We start from the raw sequence: 15,676 nt of genomic DNA, 5'->3' as shown, positions 1-15,676 counted from the left end.
TTAAATATGAAGAACAAATTACATTTTTCTTTAAGCTTCATTTTGATGCTTACCTGCTACCTTTCGTTTGCGCAAACGAAGTCTGTATCAGGAACTGTAAAAGATGATCAGGGAGTACCGCTTCCCGGTGTTAACATTGCAATAGAAGGTACTACTACAGGTACACAAACCGATTTTGATGGTAACTATAATTTATCTGCAACTGAAGGTGCTGTACTTAACTTTTCTTATGTAGGTTTTAAAAACCAAAAAGTGACTGTTACCTCAGCTTCTACTTATAACATTACTTTAGCTGCTAGCGCAGATGAGTTAGATGAGGTTTTAGTAGTGGGTTATGGAACCCAAAGTAAGCGTACGCTTACAGACAATATTGTCAAACTAACTTCAGAAGATATTAGTGAAGTTCCTGTTTCTAACTTTCAAAGTGCTTTAGTGGGCAAAGCAGCCGGTGTTCAAATCACACAAACTAACGGTAAGGTTGATGGGGGTTTAAACATACGTGTACGTGGGGCAACCAGCATATCTGCAGGAACCCAACCCTTATATGTACTTGATGGTATTCCACTTTATAATGCTAATGAGTCTAGCAACGGTGCTCCTACAAATCCTTTATTATCTATTAGTCCAAATGAAATTGAATCTATCGAAGTTTTAAAAGATGCGTCATCTGCTGCAATTTACGGCTCAAGAGGAGCAAATGGGGTAATTATAATTACTACCAAAACCGGTAAAGAAGGTAAATCTGAATTTTCTGTAAATATTAGCCACGGTATCAGCGAGGCTACAAATAAGAGAGACTGGTTAAATTCTTCGCAATACATTGAGCTATTCCGTGAAGCTGCTTTAAATAGTGTAAGTGATGGTACTTTTTCTGATGACGCCGAAGCTATTGCGTATATAGAAGATACGTTTGATGGTCTTGCTAATGGAACAGACTGGAGAAATGGAGCTGTAGATACAGATTGGCAAGATCTTGCTTTCCAAAATGGATCTGTATCTGATGCAGATTTCTCAATGAGCGGAGGTAGTGCAAAAACAAGTATTTTCTTTGCAGGGTCGCTTAATGAAACTAAAGGTATAATTAAAGGAAATGCACTTAGACGTTTTAATGGTAGAACAAATATTAACCATAAATTCAGTGATCGATTTAATATAGGTATGAACTTGAGTTATTCACGTACAGATATAGATCGTATTGCAAATGATAATGCATTTGTATCTCCTTTGCAAGCAATAGCACAACCTGCTATTTCTCCTGCTTACAATGAGGATGGATCACCAAATTCAAATACAATTTATCCTAACTTTTTACTTCAGGAAGAAAACTCCTTTTACAAAACGATCATTAGACGTGTAAATGGACGCACCTTTGGAGATTACGAGATTTTAGAAGGTCTTAAAATTAACGGAAACTTCGCCTATGATCTTTATTATCAAACAGAAGATAATTTCACAGGTAGAAATGCTCCTTTTCAAGCTACAAACGGTGAAGTGTTTGCAAGTAGCGTTAACGCAGAAAACTACATTGTTTCTGGTTTCTTGACCTATGATAAGCAATTAGGAGATTTCCACACTTTAGGACTTACAGCAGGAACAGAATTAAATGAAACAACGCGTAGGTATGAGAGCGTTACAGCAAACCAATTTCCATCAGATGACTTTACAACAGTAGATGGTGGTGCAGATATTGTTGCAGGTAGCGGTAACCGTTCACAGAATGCATTTTTCTCTTTATTTGCAAGAGCTACTTATGACTATGCCAATAAGTATTTATTTAAAGCTAGTATAAGACGTGATGGTTCATCTAGATTTGGTGAGAACGAACGTTATGGAGTATTCCCGGCATTTTCTGCAGGTTGGGTGATTTCTGAAGAGGGATTTTTACAGGATTCTGAAGTATTGACTTATTTAAAATTACGGGGTAGCTGGGGAAAAACAGGTAACGCAGACATTGGAGATTTCCCTTCTCGATACTTATTTGGCGCAATTTCCTACGATCAACGTCCCGGGATTTCATTATCTCAACCGGGAAATCCAGATTTAACTTGGGAGACTACTACCCAAACTGATTACGGTATTGAATTCGGCTTTTTTAACGGAAGAATATCTGGAGAGATCGATTACTACCACAAAAATACAGATGGTCTGCTATTTGACGTTCCCTTAATTCCAAGTTCTGGTGCGGCTACATTAAGTAGTAACATTGGTGAATTAGAAAATAAAGGTGTAGAATTTGTTTTAAACACAGACAATGTTCAATCTGAAAATTTCCAGTGGTCAACCAGTTTCAATTTAGCTTATAACAAGAATGAGATCCTATCGCTTCCTAACGGAAATAATGATATCGTAGTGGGTCAAAATATTCAACGTGTAGGAGAAAATGTAAACGCACTTTATATGTTAGAGTATGCCGGTGTAGATCCTGCAAATGGTGATGCGCTTTATTACATAAATTCTGAAAATCCTGATGGATCATTAAATAGAGAAACTACAAACAGCGCAAATGAAGCAAATCGTGTTGTTGTAGGCAATCCGTTTCCAGAATGGTATGGTGGTATTACAAATACAATAAACTATCACAACATAGATCTATCATTTACTTTTCAAGGAGAATTTGGTGCATCTATCTATAATGGAGGGGGTCGTTTTCAATCTGCAAGTGCAGACTACTTCGATAATCAAACATTAGATCAATATACAGACAGATGGCAAAATCCAGGAGATATTACAGATGTACCACAAGCACGTCTATTTGGAGGCAATGGTACTGCACAATCTACTCGCTATTTAGACAAGAGTGATTTTGTACGCCTTCGTAATGCTACAATAGGATACACTATTCCTAAAGAAACTATAGAACAATATGGTTTAAGTTCAGTTCGTGTTTATTGCACCGGCGTAAATTTATTGACTTTTACAGATTACGATGGCTACGATCCAGAAGCTCGTAGTGATGCAGGTGGCGTGGGACAATCATTTTATTCTGCACCTCCGGCACGTACTATTTCATTAGGACTTAATGTGAAATTTTAAAAAACAACTATGAAATCATTATATAAATTTTCATTCTTATTCATTTTAGCTTTGGGTTTTCAAAGTTGTGATGATAATTTAGAAATTGAACCACAACAGAGTATAGACGGTTCTACAGCCTTAGCTTCAGAACAAAATATAAGCGCACTTCTTTTAGGTATCTATGAAGAATCTGGCCAAGACGTTAGCTTTGGCGGAGATTTACAAATTATCGCTGATCTTTTAGGTGCTTCTGATGAAAAAAGCTGGTTCGGCACTTTTCTAGCACCACGACAGCTTATACAGAAAAATATTCTTGTAGATAATAGCTTTGTGAGTGATTCTTGGGCCAATAGCTACGAAAGTATAAACCAAGCAAATTTAATTTTAGATAATCTTGATATTGTAACGAGTAGTGACGACAGACGTAATGTAATAGAAGCTGAAACTAAGTTTTTACGTGCTTTAAATTATTTTGAACTGGTGCGCCTTTGGGGTCTTCCTTATGAAGCAGGTACTACAAATAACCAACCTGGGGTTCCATTACGACTTACTGGTTATGAAGATTATTCACAACCACTACCCGCTGAACGAGCGTCTGTAGAGGAGGTTTATGCACTTATTCTATCAGATTTAGAAACTGCATATGCTAATTTACCTGTAACAAATACAATTTTTGCAACAAAGTATGCAGCTCAAGCATTGCGCGCACGGGTTTATTTACAAATGCAGAATTATGCTGGAGCACGTGACGCAGCTAATGATGTTATTGTAAATAGTGGAGCAAGATTAGCACCTAATTTTGCAAGTGCGTTTAACAACGATGCCAATTCAGTTGAAGACTTATTTGATTTTCAAGTTACAAATCAAACAGGAGATAGTGACTTTATTACCTTCTATGCTTCGCAAGATAATGGTGGTCGTGGTGGAGACATTGTATTAAATCAAGCTTATTTTAATTTATTCGACAGCCAATCAGATCAACGTGCACAACTGACTTATATAGGTGATTATGGCGATGATTTAACTGGAAAATATACCAATCAATTTGCCAATATTCCCCTTATAAGACTTGCTGAAATGTATTTGATACGAGCTGAAGGAAATATAATGACCAACTCAAATGTAGGTGCAAGTCCAGAGGATGATATTAATGCATTAAGATTACGATCTGGCGCATCAATTGTGAGTGCACCACTAACTCAAGAGGACATCTTACTTGAGCGTCAATTAGAATTAGCTTTTGAAGGCTTCTTATTACACGATTTAAAACGTACTCAAAATGACGTAGACGGTTTGCCGTACAACGATCCAAGCCTAGTTTTACCTATTCCACAGACTGAGATGGACACTAACAATTTAATTGAACAAAATCCTACTTACGGATCTTAATCAAAGTATAATATAACTAAAACGCCATCTTAATAGATGGCGTTTTTTTTATTTCAAATCGTTTAGTAATAAATCAAAATAATCAAATGCCAGCAAGAGTCTACTTCCATACCAACTGAAAAATTCGCCATCCACGAGTAGAATTTTTGTGTTCGTAACATCTTTGAATTCTTGAATGTGTTTCTCTGAAAAAGGAAAGGGCTCTGATGAAAGAAAAATAAAATCGGCATCATTTAATTCGCTCTCAGTTACCTCAGGATAACGACCCGCCTTATTTTCAAAAATATTATTTAGATGAAGTTCGTTAAGAATTACATTAATAAAATTATCACCTCCGGCAGCCATTAGTGGATTCTTCCAGATAAGATAAGCTACTTTGCGTCGCGGTAAGCTTTTATATTTGCTTCTGAAATTATCAAGTCGGTTTTGAAAATTACGCATCAAAGCATCGGTTCGATCTTTGATATTAAATAGTATACCTAAATCCTTTAAGAAGATTTCAAATTCATCAAAATTGTTAATGTCAGAAACATACACCGGTGCGAGGCTTGCACACGATGCTACGATTTCTTGAGAATTCTCTTCTTTATTAGCAATTATTAAATCTGGATTTAAAGCAGCAATTTTATCTAAGTGTATACTTTTAGTACCCCCTACAACTACCTTCCTCCCTCTTAGATCTTGAGGATGTACACAAAATTTAGTGACACCTACTAATTTTGAATCTAGACCTAAATCTATTAGCAGTTCAGATAAACTGGGCACAAGACAAACTACTCGATTTATAGGATTTGTAATGCTTACGTTACGCCCCAACTGATCATACATAAGGCCATACTTTTTGTTACTACAAAGCTGCAATATAAGGAGCCATCTGCTCTTGCAATTTTTTAGCTTCAGAAGCTGCAGCCTCAGCAAAATCTAAGGAATTTGAGGCATAAATTACTCCGCGAGACGAATTAATTAAAAGTCCTGCCTTGCTATTAGCACCATACTTAAACACTTCCTCTACACTTCCGCCCTGAGCTCCTACACCAGGGACGAGAAGAAATGAATCTGGCACTATTTTCCTTATATCTGCAAGGTATTCTGCTTTAGTTGCTCCCACAACATACATAAGACGATTACTATTTTCCCAGGTAGTAGAGGTTTCTAGAACTTTCTTATACAATTCTGCTTTTCCAATTTTTTGAGTCTGAAAATCAAATGCTCCCGGATTTGAAGTAAGCGCCAACATAATGGTAAACTTTCCGTCAAAAGCTAAGAAAGGCTCCATAGAATCTTTACCCATATAAGGTGCCGTTGTAACAGAATCAAAGCCCAGATCTTCAAAAAACGCCTTTGCATATCTGCTAGATGTATTTCCGATATCGCCTCGTTTAGCGTCTGCAATAGTAAAAATGTTGGGATAATGGGTATTTAGATAATCTATCGTTTTCTGAAGAGATTGCCAACCCTTAATTCCATAAGCCTCATAAAAAGCTGTGTTAGGCTTATAGGCTACCGTATAAGAATGAGTTGCCTCGATTATTGCTTTATTGAATTCAAATATAGGGTCTTCTGACTCCAAAAGATGGTTCGGTATTTTGTCTAGATCAGTGTCTAAACCTACACAAAGTACCGATTGTTTCTTTTTTATTTGCTCAAAAAGCTGCTGAATATTCAAGTGAAATATATTTTTTCTCGTTAGAAGCTCTATTTAAATAGCATCGCCACCTTCGGCTAATTTTTCGGTATTACTTACTAATTGCAGTTCGTCTATAATACGTTGAATATCGCCATCTATAATATTAGACAAATCGTATAATGTCAAGTTGATGCGGTGATCTGTCACACGCCCTTGAGGATAGTTATAGGTACGTATTTTTGCACTACGGTCCCCACTGGTAACCATAGATCCTCTTTTAGCAGCATCTGCTTCTTGCTTTTTTGCCAACTCCATATCGTACAAACGGGAACGCAGTACTTTAAAAGCCTTTTCTTTATTCTTATGTTGTGACTTCTGATCTTGACACTGAGCTACCAAGCCGGTAGGAATATGCGTTAATCGCACTGCAGAATACGTCGTATTTACAGATTGACCACCTGGCCCTGACGAACAGAAGAAATCGATACGCACTTCTTTAGGATTAATTTCAACATCAAACTCTTCGGCCTCCGGAAAAACCATAACAGTCGCTGCACTAGTATGTACACGTCCTTGTGTTTCAGTCTGTGGCACCCGTTGCACACGGTGTACACCTGCCTCAAAGCGTAGCGTACCATAAACATCTTCACCCGTAACCTCTACCTGAATTTCTTTAAAACCACCACTGGTTCCTTCACTATAATCGATTGTGCTGGTTTTCCATCCTTTGCTCTCACAGTATTTCATATACATACGATAGATGTCACCCGCGAATATACTTGCTTCATCACCACCCGTACCTGCACGTATTTCCATTACTGCATTCTTAGAATCTTCAGGATCCTTAGGAACAAGCATAAATCTAATTTTCTCTTCAAGACCAGGAATAATTGATTCTGCCTCTTCAAGTTGCATTTTGGCCATCTCCGTCATTTCAGGATCACTGCCGTCTGCAATAATTTCTTTAGCTTCTTCTATACGCTGGGTCTGCTTTATATAATTTTCACGCTCATCCATAATGGCGCGTAAATCCTTATATTCTTTATTGAGCTCTACATAACGCTTCTGATCTGAAATTATATCGGGTTGAATAATAAGATCACTTACTTCGTCGAAGCGTTGTTTTATAAAGTTTAATCTTTCTAACATGGGAATTTTTAATTGCTTGCGAATTTACGCAAAAAATAAGGATGTCTCAGCAAAATTAATTATTGAAGCAAAGGTTGCTGAGATTATTTTAATGAAATTAGAAATGTACTCTCTAGAAGAATTCTTCTTTTAAATTCATTTCCTTTTTGCGCATAACTGTGTTAACCCCATAATTAATTATAAGTACGAGTCCAAGAATGTAAAAAACTCTCACGGGAATATCTAACGACGTACATCCCAAGTAATATGCAACACAAAGGTTTACATCAGAAATCATTAATGAGAATACTCCAAATGAAAACACAAGAGATCTCAGATTACCCAATCTGTAATAATAGTAAATAGCGACAAAAATCAAACAGATGAGACTTGTACCCATCGCATAGAATAAGTATGAAGTTTGCACATTCAGAAAATATCCCCTCACAAGAGATTCTAATACATAAAGAATAAAAAAGCTTATGAGAGCAAATAGACCAATTGCCAATATGGGTGGAAATTCAAAACGGAATCGCAGCAAGTTTCTTACTTGTTTAATAGTTAATAAGGTATAAGCTATAAACCCGCAAGTAAAGAAAAGATAGGTGTTTTTTTGATCTTCATAACTAATCATAAAATAGTCCCTTAAAACAAATGCTGTGATTGCAAAAAAGAAGAGTTTGTTGTGTTTGGGCAGTACAAATTGATAAAACACTAGAATGAGAACAGAAGAGATAAACCGAGTATATCTTATTACAGTCAAATTAAAAAAGATCGTAGCTAATGTATTACAGACAATCAAAATACCTCCTAAATAGATAAGATTTTTTAACCAGACTGTTTTTTCAGGATATTTAATTTCAGGGCTTTCTTTATATTTCATCCAACAGAAATTTTACTATAAATATCTATCTTCCTGAATTTAGGCAATTTATATTACTATTATAACTAAAATATAAATTAAATAACACACTGGTTTACTATTCTACCCGGTCAATTCCATATTGTATTTGAAATTGCTTTTACAATTTATGCAACATAAACAGTAATGAATTTAAAACTGGAAGATCAATTTGTATTACCACTCACTTAAAGAGATAAATAAAATGGAGTTATTTAGGACAGAAATATTTTTTTAATAATAGACAGAAGTAAACACAATTTCAAAACAAAAAATCCATAAAACACAATTATAATGTTTTATGGATTTTAAAAGTGACCCCGGAGGGATTCAAACCCCCAACCCTCAGAGCCGAAATCTGATGCGCTATTCAGTTGCGCCACGAGGCCAATAAATATTAAATCTTAAGCTAACTTTTGTCTAACTATTGTAGATATGGTTTTGCCGTCTGCTTTACCTGCGAGCTCTTGTGATGCTAATCCCATCACCTTACCCATATCTTGCATTCCTGTAGCACCAGTGGTCTCTATAATAGATAAAACTATTTTTTCAATCTCTTCAGGACTCATTTGTTCTGGTAAAAATTGCTCAATTACCGCAGCTTGAGCTAATTCTTCTTCAGCCATTTCTGTACGGTCCTGCTCTTTATAAATTGCAGCACTATCTTTACGTTGCTTTACTAATTTTTGAAGGATTTTTATCTCTTCCTCTTCAGCAAGCTCCTCACTAGCTCCACTTTCAGTCTGAGCAGTAAGAATAGCAGATTTAATGGCACGTAATGAAGCCAAAGCATTCTGATCTTTTGCTTTCATTGCAGTCTTCATCGCGGTCATCACCTCTGTCTGTAAACTCATAATATGGTATTTTTTTGGAGAGCGAATATAGCTATTATAAAGCATTTACTGCAAAAGTTTAATTCAAAAATGACCAAAACCTTTTAGATACCGATTTAAAATTAAAAACCCCAGATATAAAAATATCTAGGGTTTTGATCAGTATATAGCCATCACCTAATCTACATTATCATGTAGAAAAGAGTTATTTCGTCTTAATTGAATCTCATCATTATCATCTTTACTTATTGACGTACGTGACAATCCAGAATTAGCACTAGGATTTTGACTTAAATCTATCCCTTGTCTTTTATAAGCTGGTTGTCTCTCGATCTCATCAATACGAGATTGATTGTTGTGAAATTTGTAATTAAATTCTTTCATCATACGCTTACGTTCTGCAGCGCGTTCTGTAAGCAATTCTGAAATAGGCGTGTTCATAGGATTCTCATCCTCTTCTGGAGTATATTCTTTAGGCTTTTTATCTACTACAGGTCGCTCATATACCACAGGCTCTTCCTGCTTTTTTTCTGGTTGTCTTGCAGGCTGCTGTGGCTTAGCTCTATTTAGATGCTCTTCCATTTCCATATAGTCATCAAGACTGTAGCGTTTTTCACCCTTTTCATTTACTTCAGTAACCGAAACTACTTCTACCGGATGATTAACTTCGATATTATTAATATCATCATCAAGACTGTAAAAAATATCTGCCTCTTTTTTTTCAGCTTTTGGTTCTACAGGCTGTTGCTTCGGTTTTTCTTCGTTTAATGGAAGATCAAAAGAAAGCGTAAATTGCTCTTCCTCTTCTTCAAATAGGTTTACTTGCGGAGTACGAGTAGGTTTCTCAACACTTACAATTTTAAAGTCCATATCCAAATCAACCATCTGTGGCTCTTCATCAGAATAATCAAGAACCTCCTCATAAATAACCTGAATATTGCGGATAAGATCTGTAGTAGGAATCAAATCCATTTTAGGCTTTCCCAAGTCCTGCATACTTTGATTCACCATTAAATCTATAGGATCATCGCTGTCATCTAACGTGTGCACTATAGGCTTCTTTTCTGGCTCAACTGTTTCTTTAGGGGCAGGAGTAGGAGCATCAAAGTTTAACCGACTTCCCGTACTTTTAGGTGATAATTCGTGCTGAGCACGCTGTTCATCTTCTAAAGTATGTATGATTTTTTTTGTTTCGGTGTTAACGATCTCATTTTGTTGCTCTACATTAAAACCCGTAGCAATAATTGTTACAGATATAGCATCTCCTAGACTTTCTTCTTCACCTACACCCATAATGATGTTTGCACTATGACCTGCTTCATCTTGGATGTGATCGTTAATTTCTCCTATCTCATCTATAGTAATCTCTTCGGTACCAGAAACGATAAGCAACAATACGTTTTGAGCACCTGTAATTTTATTATCATTTAATAATGGTGAGTCTAATGCTTTTCTAATGGCATCCTGAGCACGACTGCCACCACTTGCATGAGCACTACCCATAATTGCAGTACCACTGTTACTTAAAACTGTTTTTGCATCTCTAAGGTCAATATTCTGGGTATAATGATGTGTAATTACTTCTGCAATTCCACGTGATGCAGTAGCAAGTACTTCATCTGCTTTACTAAAGCCTGCCTTAAAACCAAGGTTACCATAAACCTCACGTAATTTATTATTGTTGATAACAATTAATGAATCTACGTGGCTACGCAAACGCTCTACACCCAATTGAGCCTGCTCATTACGCATTTTTCCTTCAAACTGAAAAGGGATAGTTACGATACCCACTGTAAGAACATCCATCTCCTTGGCCATTTTTGCAATTACAGGCGCCGCACCAGTACCTGTACCTCCACCCATCCCGGCAGTGATAAAGATCATTTTTGTGTTTGTACCCAGCATTTGCTTGATGTCTTCAGAACTTTCTATAGCGGCTTTTTCTCCCACATCAGGATTTGCTCCAGCTCCTAATCCTTCAGTAAGGCTTACACCTAATTGGATTCTAATAGGTACCGGACTATTTTCCAGAGCTTGTGAATCTGTATTACACACGACAAAGTCAACTCCCTTTATCCCTTGCGTAAACATATGGTTAATGGCATTACTACCACCTCCACCTACTCCAATTACTTTAATGACGTTGCTCTGATTTTTTGGTAAATCAAACGAAATGTTTTCAAAATCTGTGTTGCTCATAATATATCGTTTTACCGGTTTATTAGTTGGATGTTTTTCTTTTTCAATTTCTTATTCTGCATTATCAAGAAAATCCTTGAACTTTTCTGCCCAAGTATCAAATATGCTTTTTCTAATCTTTTTCTCTTTTGGCTGCACTATTTCTTCTTCCTCATCTGTCTCTATTGCTGTTTCCGGCTGCTCCTCAATAACTTCTTCTTCGACAATTGCAGTATCCTGTTGTGCTTCAGGTTCATTTCTGCGGTGTTCAAGACTGTTCATTACCAGGCCTACGGCAGTTGCATACAAGGGACTCGTAGTCTCCGAATCACTATCACCGGCTAGGTGTTCATTAGGATAGCCTATACGAGTATCCATTCCGGTTATATATTCAACAAGTTGTTTTAAATGCTTCAACTGTGAACCACCACCTGTAAGAACTATACCAGCAATAAGCTTCTTTTTCTGCTCCTCGTGACCGTAATTTTTTATTTCTAAATAGACCTGCTCTACAATCTCCACAACGCGAGCATGAATGATTTTAGAGAGATTCTTTAACGTGATCTCTTTTGGTTCTCTACCGCGTAAACCAGGTATAGAAACAATTTCATTATCTTTATTCTCACCAGGCCAAGCAGATCCAAATTTTATTTTGAGTAGCTCTGCCTGTTTTTCTATTATACTGCAACCTTCTTTAATATCTTCGGTAATAACGTTACCCCCAAAAGGGATAACAGCAGTGTGACGTATTATACCGTCTTTAAAAATCGCAAGATCTGTTGTACCTCCACCTATATCTATTAAAGCTACACCTGCCTCTTTCTCTTCTTGACTCAAAACAGCATTTGCCGACGCCAGAGGTTCTAGTGTAATTTTATCCAGATTGAGACCGGCGCTTTTCACACATCTTCCTATGTTGCGTATGCTACTTACCTGGCCTACTACCACATGGAAATTCGCCTCAAGTCGCCCTCCATACATCCCTATGGGCTGTGTAATTTCGGCTTGACCATCTACTTTGTATTCCTGCGGAAGTACATGAATAATCTCTTCTCCCGGAAGCATTACCAATTTATGTACTTGATTGCATAACATATCAATATCACGTGGACCTATTACCTGGTCTGCATCTGCTCGAGTTATGTAATCGCTATGTTGTAAACTGCGTATGTGTTGACCCGCAATACCTACCACTACATCTTCAATCTTCATACCAGAGACACTTTCTGCTTCCTGCACGGCTTGCTGAATAGACTGTATGGTTTGTGTAATATTATTTACAACCCCTCTATGAACACCAAGGCTCTTAGACTTGCCAATTCCTAAAATTTCTAACTTATGATAATCGTTGTAACGACCTATCATAGCGACAATTTTGGTAGTACCAATGTCTAATCCTACTGCTATGTCTTTCTGTTCCATAACTTAAATTTTTGTCCCAACTACCTGGCCTTTAAATCTCAGGTCTATATTCTTATAATTTGGGAGACTATTGTCTTTAATCGCCTTTTGATAAAAAGCTTTATAGTTTGCAAACTTGCTTTGCAAATCTTTAATCTTTCCTAAAGTGATGTTATAGTTTAATACCCGCGGCGTTAAACTGTAATTACCATCTGCTTTTCGGCTGATCCCTATAACCTGCTTTGCAAGCAAATCATCTTGCTGTAAATAATTTAAAAGTGGATAAACCTCTTTTATTTGCTCGCGTGATACTCCATCTATTAATGGTACCCGAGCAGAATAGTTTGTTGACAATGGCATATATGAACCATTCTCATCGATATAAAAAGGTTTTTGCGCTTGCACGCGACCCAGAGGCTTTCTCTGTTTTACAGTTGCACCTACCACACCATCAAGGGTTAGGTAAACATCTGCATCAGAAATCATTGCGTGCGAATCTAACTTATCCTCTAAGTTTTTCAAAACTAGAATTTCTTTCCGCTGTCCCTCTAAGGGTTTTCCATTTTGTATCAACAATTTATCAACCGTTTCAGCAGTTATAAATAGGTTTGCTCCTGCTTCAAAATTTACTTCTACTGCTTTTATTGTTCGATCTGAATTTCGCTTGTGCGAAAATGCTACTAAAAACAAAGTGACTAGTAGTAAACAAAACATTCTTATATAAAACCACCCTATCTTCATTGGCTAAAAGATTTTGTGATTTTCAATATTTCTTCCCCAATATCTCCTGCACCCATCATTACCTTGACAGTTGCTTTTGAAGCTTTCATTTTTGCCTCCAGATTCTTTTTTGTAACTAATCGCTTTCTAGCGACAGTAATTAAGTTTAATAGCTCCTGAGAATTTATTCCTTCTATCGGCTGTTCACGTGCTGGATAAATATCTAATAACAATAGCTCATCAAACTGCGATAAACTTCTTGCAAAATCTTCCATGAAATCCCGAGTACGACTATACAAATGAGGCTGAAAAACTCCTAAAACTCTTTTGTTAGGATACATTTCCCGAACAGCATTATGCACTGCATCAATTTCTGTAGGATGATGCGCATAATCATCTATAAGCACCTGCTTTTCTGTCTGAATTCTATATGTAAATCTGCGATTAACCCCTTTAAATGCGACTAGCGCTTTGGCGAGCTTATCAGCAGGGCAGCCATATTCTAAAGCCATCGCCAAAGCAGTTATCGCGTTTGACAGATTGTGTCTGCCAGGTAGGTTAAGTACCAGATCTTTAAGCATACCACCGGGATATTTTAAATCAAAGTGATAAGCTCCATTTTCTATATTAACATTTATAGCGGTATAAAGCGAATTATCTTCGACACCTACGGTAATACCGTCTAATGGCAAACCGTTAGCTATAAATAACACGCCATCCTCTTTTACTTGAGCTGCAAAATCTTTAAAACTATTTTGTAATGTTTCAGAATCACCATAAATATCTAAATGATCTGCATCCATAGATGTGATAGCACCTATATTAGGATATAGTTGCATAAACGATCTGTCAAATTCATCTGCCTCTACAACTACGATCTCTTCACCTTGCTGTATTAAATTACTTTGATAATTTTCGGCAATACCTCCTAAAAAAGCAGTTACAGGTAACTCACAGGAAGCCATTAAATGACCTAACATAGCGCTTGTGGTTGTTTTACCATGAGTGCCAGCTACTGCCAGACAAAATTTTGATTGCGTAAGCAAGCCCAAAACTGCTGCGCGTTTTAATATTTTGAAATTATTCTGCTGAAAATATTGATATCCTAAATGAGTCGTAGGAACAGCTGGTGTATATACAACTAGTGTATTTTGCTGATTTTTATAAAGTGCAGTTATCTCATTAAGAGAATCATTAAAAGTTATGTCAATCCCAAGTGCATTTAGAGATCGCGTAATTTCTGAAGGTGTTTTGTCATAGCCCGAAACATTTTTACCAGCAGCTTTAAAGTAACGCGCTAGAGCACTCATACCTATACCGCCAATACCGATAAAATAAAAATTAGATATGTTATTTAAACTATTCAATTACGCGTGTTGTTATTGCTTTTTAAGCATTTTTTCTATTTGATCCGCTATCTGTTGTGTTGCATCAGGTTTAGCCAATTTCAAAATATTAGCTCCTAATATCTCCTGTCTATTTTCATCATTTATTAATCCTAAAAACTGATTTCTAAACGCACCGTCTAGATCTTTTTCTTTTATGAGCAAAGCAGCATCTTTATCCACTATCGCTTCTGCATTTTTTGTCTGATGATCTTCAGCGACATTGGGAGATGGAATAAATATCACCGGCTTCCCTACCAGTGCTAATTCTGACACAGATCCCGCTCCGGCTCTACTTATAATTATATCAGCTGAAGCATAAGCCAGATCCATTGTATCTATAAAAGGTACAACTTGAACCTCTACAGATGCATTGTGGTGTTTATACTCTTCATAATAGATCTTACCGCATTGCCATAAAACTTGTACGTTTTGATCTAAAATAAATTGTAATTCGTTATCGATTAATTTATTTATCGCTCGGGCTCCGAGGCTTCCGCCTAATACTACAAGCGTTTTTTTTGAAGCGTCAAGATTATATTTGGCAATACCTGTTTCACGTTTTGAATTGATATCTAACAAATCTTGGCGCACTGGATTTCCAGTAATAACAATTTTTTCGGACGGAAAAAACTGTTGCATATTTTCATATGCTACACATATGGTATCAACTTTCTTTGCCAGTAATTTATTGGTTATACCTGCAAAACTATTTTGCTCTTGTATAAGCGTTGGTTTACCGTAACGTGTGGCCATTTCTAATAAAGGTCCGCTTGCAAAACCACCTGTACCTATAACCGCATCTGGTTTGAATTTTCTAATTATTCTGGCAGATTTAATTAAACTGCTAATTAGTTTAAACGGAAACATCAAATTTGCAAATGTTAGTTTACGTTGCAAACCTGCGATCCATAATCCTTCAATTTTATATCCTGCAGCCGGTACTTTTTCCATTTCCATACGATCTTGAGATCCTACAAAAAGAAACTCCGCAGTCGGATATTTCACTTTTAAAGCATCTGCAATAGCAATTGCTGGGTAAATATGCCCCCCGGTTCCACCACCTGATAATATGAATTTATAGTTCTTCAAATCTTTT

At 36.7% G+C, this 15,676-nt stretch carries 12 protein-coding genes and 1 tRNA gene; 2 read left to right on the top strand and 11 right to left on the bottom strand.

All coding sequences use genetic code 11. The features are described from left to right. Window positions 1–6 precede the first annotated feature (6 nt). Window positions 7–3,033 (top strand): SusC/RagA family TonB-linked outer membrane protein, encoded by a 3,027-nt coding sequence (locus DSM00_RS02860; RefSeq protein ID WP_128756503.1) that lies wholly within the window; start codon window positions 7–9, stop codon window positions 3,031–3,033. A gap of 9 nt (window positions 3,034–3,042) precedes the next feature. After that, on the top strand, window positions 3,043–4,404 hold the full coding sequence (locus DSM00_RS02855) for a RagB/SusD family nutrient uptake outer membrane protein (RefSeq protein WP_128756502.1): 1,362 nt from the start codon (window positions 3,043–3,045) through the stop codon (window positions 4,402–4,404). A 48-nt stretch (window positions 4,405–4,452) separates the two neighbouring features. Here the strand turns inward: DSM00_RS02855 and DSM00_RS02850 are convergent, their stop codons facing one another. The 11 genes from DSM00_RS02850 to murG form a co-directional block, all read right to left on the bottom strand. Beyond that, entirely contained in the window at window positions 4,453–5,232 is a 780-nt protein-coding gene (locus DSM00_RS02850) for an ABC transporter substrate-binding protein (protein ID WP_128756501.1), read from the bottom strand. 19 nt (window positions 5,233–5,251) lie between these two features. Next, window positions 5,252–6,070, bottom strand: a complete 819-nt coding sequence (gene pyrF, locus DSM00_RS02845; protein WP_128756500.1) for an orotidine-5'-phosphate decarboxylase — start codon at window positions 6,068–6,070, stop codon at window positions 5,252–5,254. A 33-nt stretch (window positions 6,071–6,103) separates the two neighbouring features. Next, window positions 6,104–7,180 carry a peptide chain release factor 1 gene (gene prfA / locus DSM00_RS02840; RefSeq protein WP_128756499.1) on the bottom strand — a complete coding sequence of 359 codons (1,077 nt, stop codon included), beginning with the start codon at window positions 7,178–7,180 and terminating at the stop codon, window positions 6,104–6,106. A gap of 112 nt (window positions 7,181–7,292) precedes the next feature. Continuing rightward, complete coding sequence (locus DSM00_RS02835) at window positions 7,293–8,042, bottom strand: hypothetical protein (RefSeq protein ID WP_128756498.1); 750 nt, start codon at window positions 8,040–8,042, stop codon at window positions 7,293–7,295. A 333-nt stretch (window positions 8,043–8,375) separates the two neighbouring features. Further along, window positions 8,376–8,449, bottom strand: a tRNA-Arg gene (locus DSM00_RS02830). Between the two features lie 15 nt (window positions 8,450–8,464). After that, on the bottom strand, window positions 8,465–8,914 hold the full coding sequence (locus DSM00_RS02825; RefSeq protein WP_128756497.1) for a GatB/YqeY domain-containing protein: 450 nt from the start codon (window positions 8,912–8,914) through the stop codon (window positions 8,465–8,467). Between the two features lie 156 nt (window positions 8,915–9,070). Continuing rightward, the gene (gene ftsZ, locus DSM00_RS02820) at window positions 9,071–11,092 is read right to left on the bottom strand and encodes a cell division protein FtsZ (protein WP_128756496.1); all 2,022 of its coding nucleotides are present in this window, start codon (window positions 11,090–11,092) and stop codon (window positions 9,071–9,073) included. A 51-nt stretch (window positions 11,093–11,143) separates the two neighbouring features. After that, the gene (gene ftsA, locus DSM00_RS02815; RefSeq protein WP_128756495.1) at window positions 11,144–12,493 is read right to left on the bottom strand and encodes a cell division protein FtsA; all 1,350 of its coding nucleotides are present in this window, start codon (window positions 12,491–12,493) and stop codon (window positions 11,144–11,146) included. A 3-nt stretch (window positions 12,494–12,496) separates the two neighbouring features. Beyond that, complete coding sequence (locus DSM00_RS02810; RefSeq protein ID WP_128756494.1) at window positions 12,497–13,213, bottom strand: cell division protein FtsQ/DivIB; 717 nt, start codon at window positions 13,211–13,213, stop codon at window positions 12,497–12,499. After that, the gene (murC, locus tag DSM00_RS02805) at window positions 13,210–14,559 is read right to left on the bottom strand and encodes a UDP-N-acetylmuramate--L-alanine ligase (protein WP_128756493.1); all 1,350 of its coding nucleotides are present in this window, start codon (window positions 14,557–14,559) and stop codon (window positions 13,210–13,212) included. Before murC ends, DSM00_RS02810 begins: the two co-directional genes overlap by 4 nt. A gap of 12 nt (window positions 14,560–14,571) precedes the next feature. Beyond that, window positions 14,572–15,669: an undecaprenyldiphospho-muramoylpentapeptide beta-N-acetylglucosaminyltransferase gene (gene murG, locus DSM00_RS02800; RefSeq protein WP_128756492.1), complete on the bottom strand. Its 1,098-nt coding sequence runs from the start codon at window positions 15,667–15,669 to the stop codon at window positions 14,572–14,574. Window positions 15,670–15,676 lie beyond the last annotated feature (7 nt).

This window comes from Leeuwenhoekiella aequorea (assembly GCF_004104375.1).
In the GTDB taxonomy this organism is placed as follows: domain Bacteria; phylum Bacteroidota; class Bacteroidia; order Flavobacteriales; family Flavobacteriaceae; genus Leeuwenhoekiella; species Leeuwenhoekiella aequorea.
This window is presented reverse-complemented; position numbering and strand designations above follow the sequence as displayed.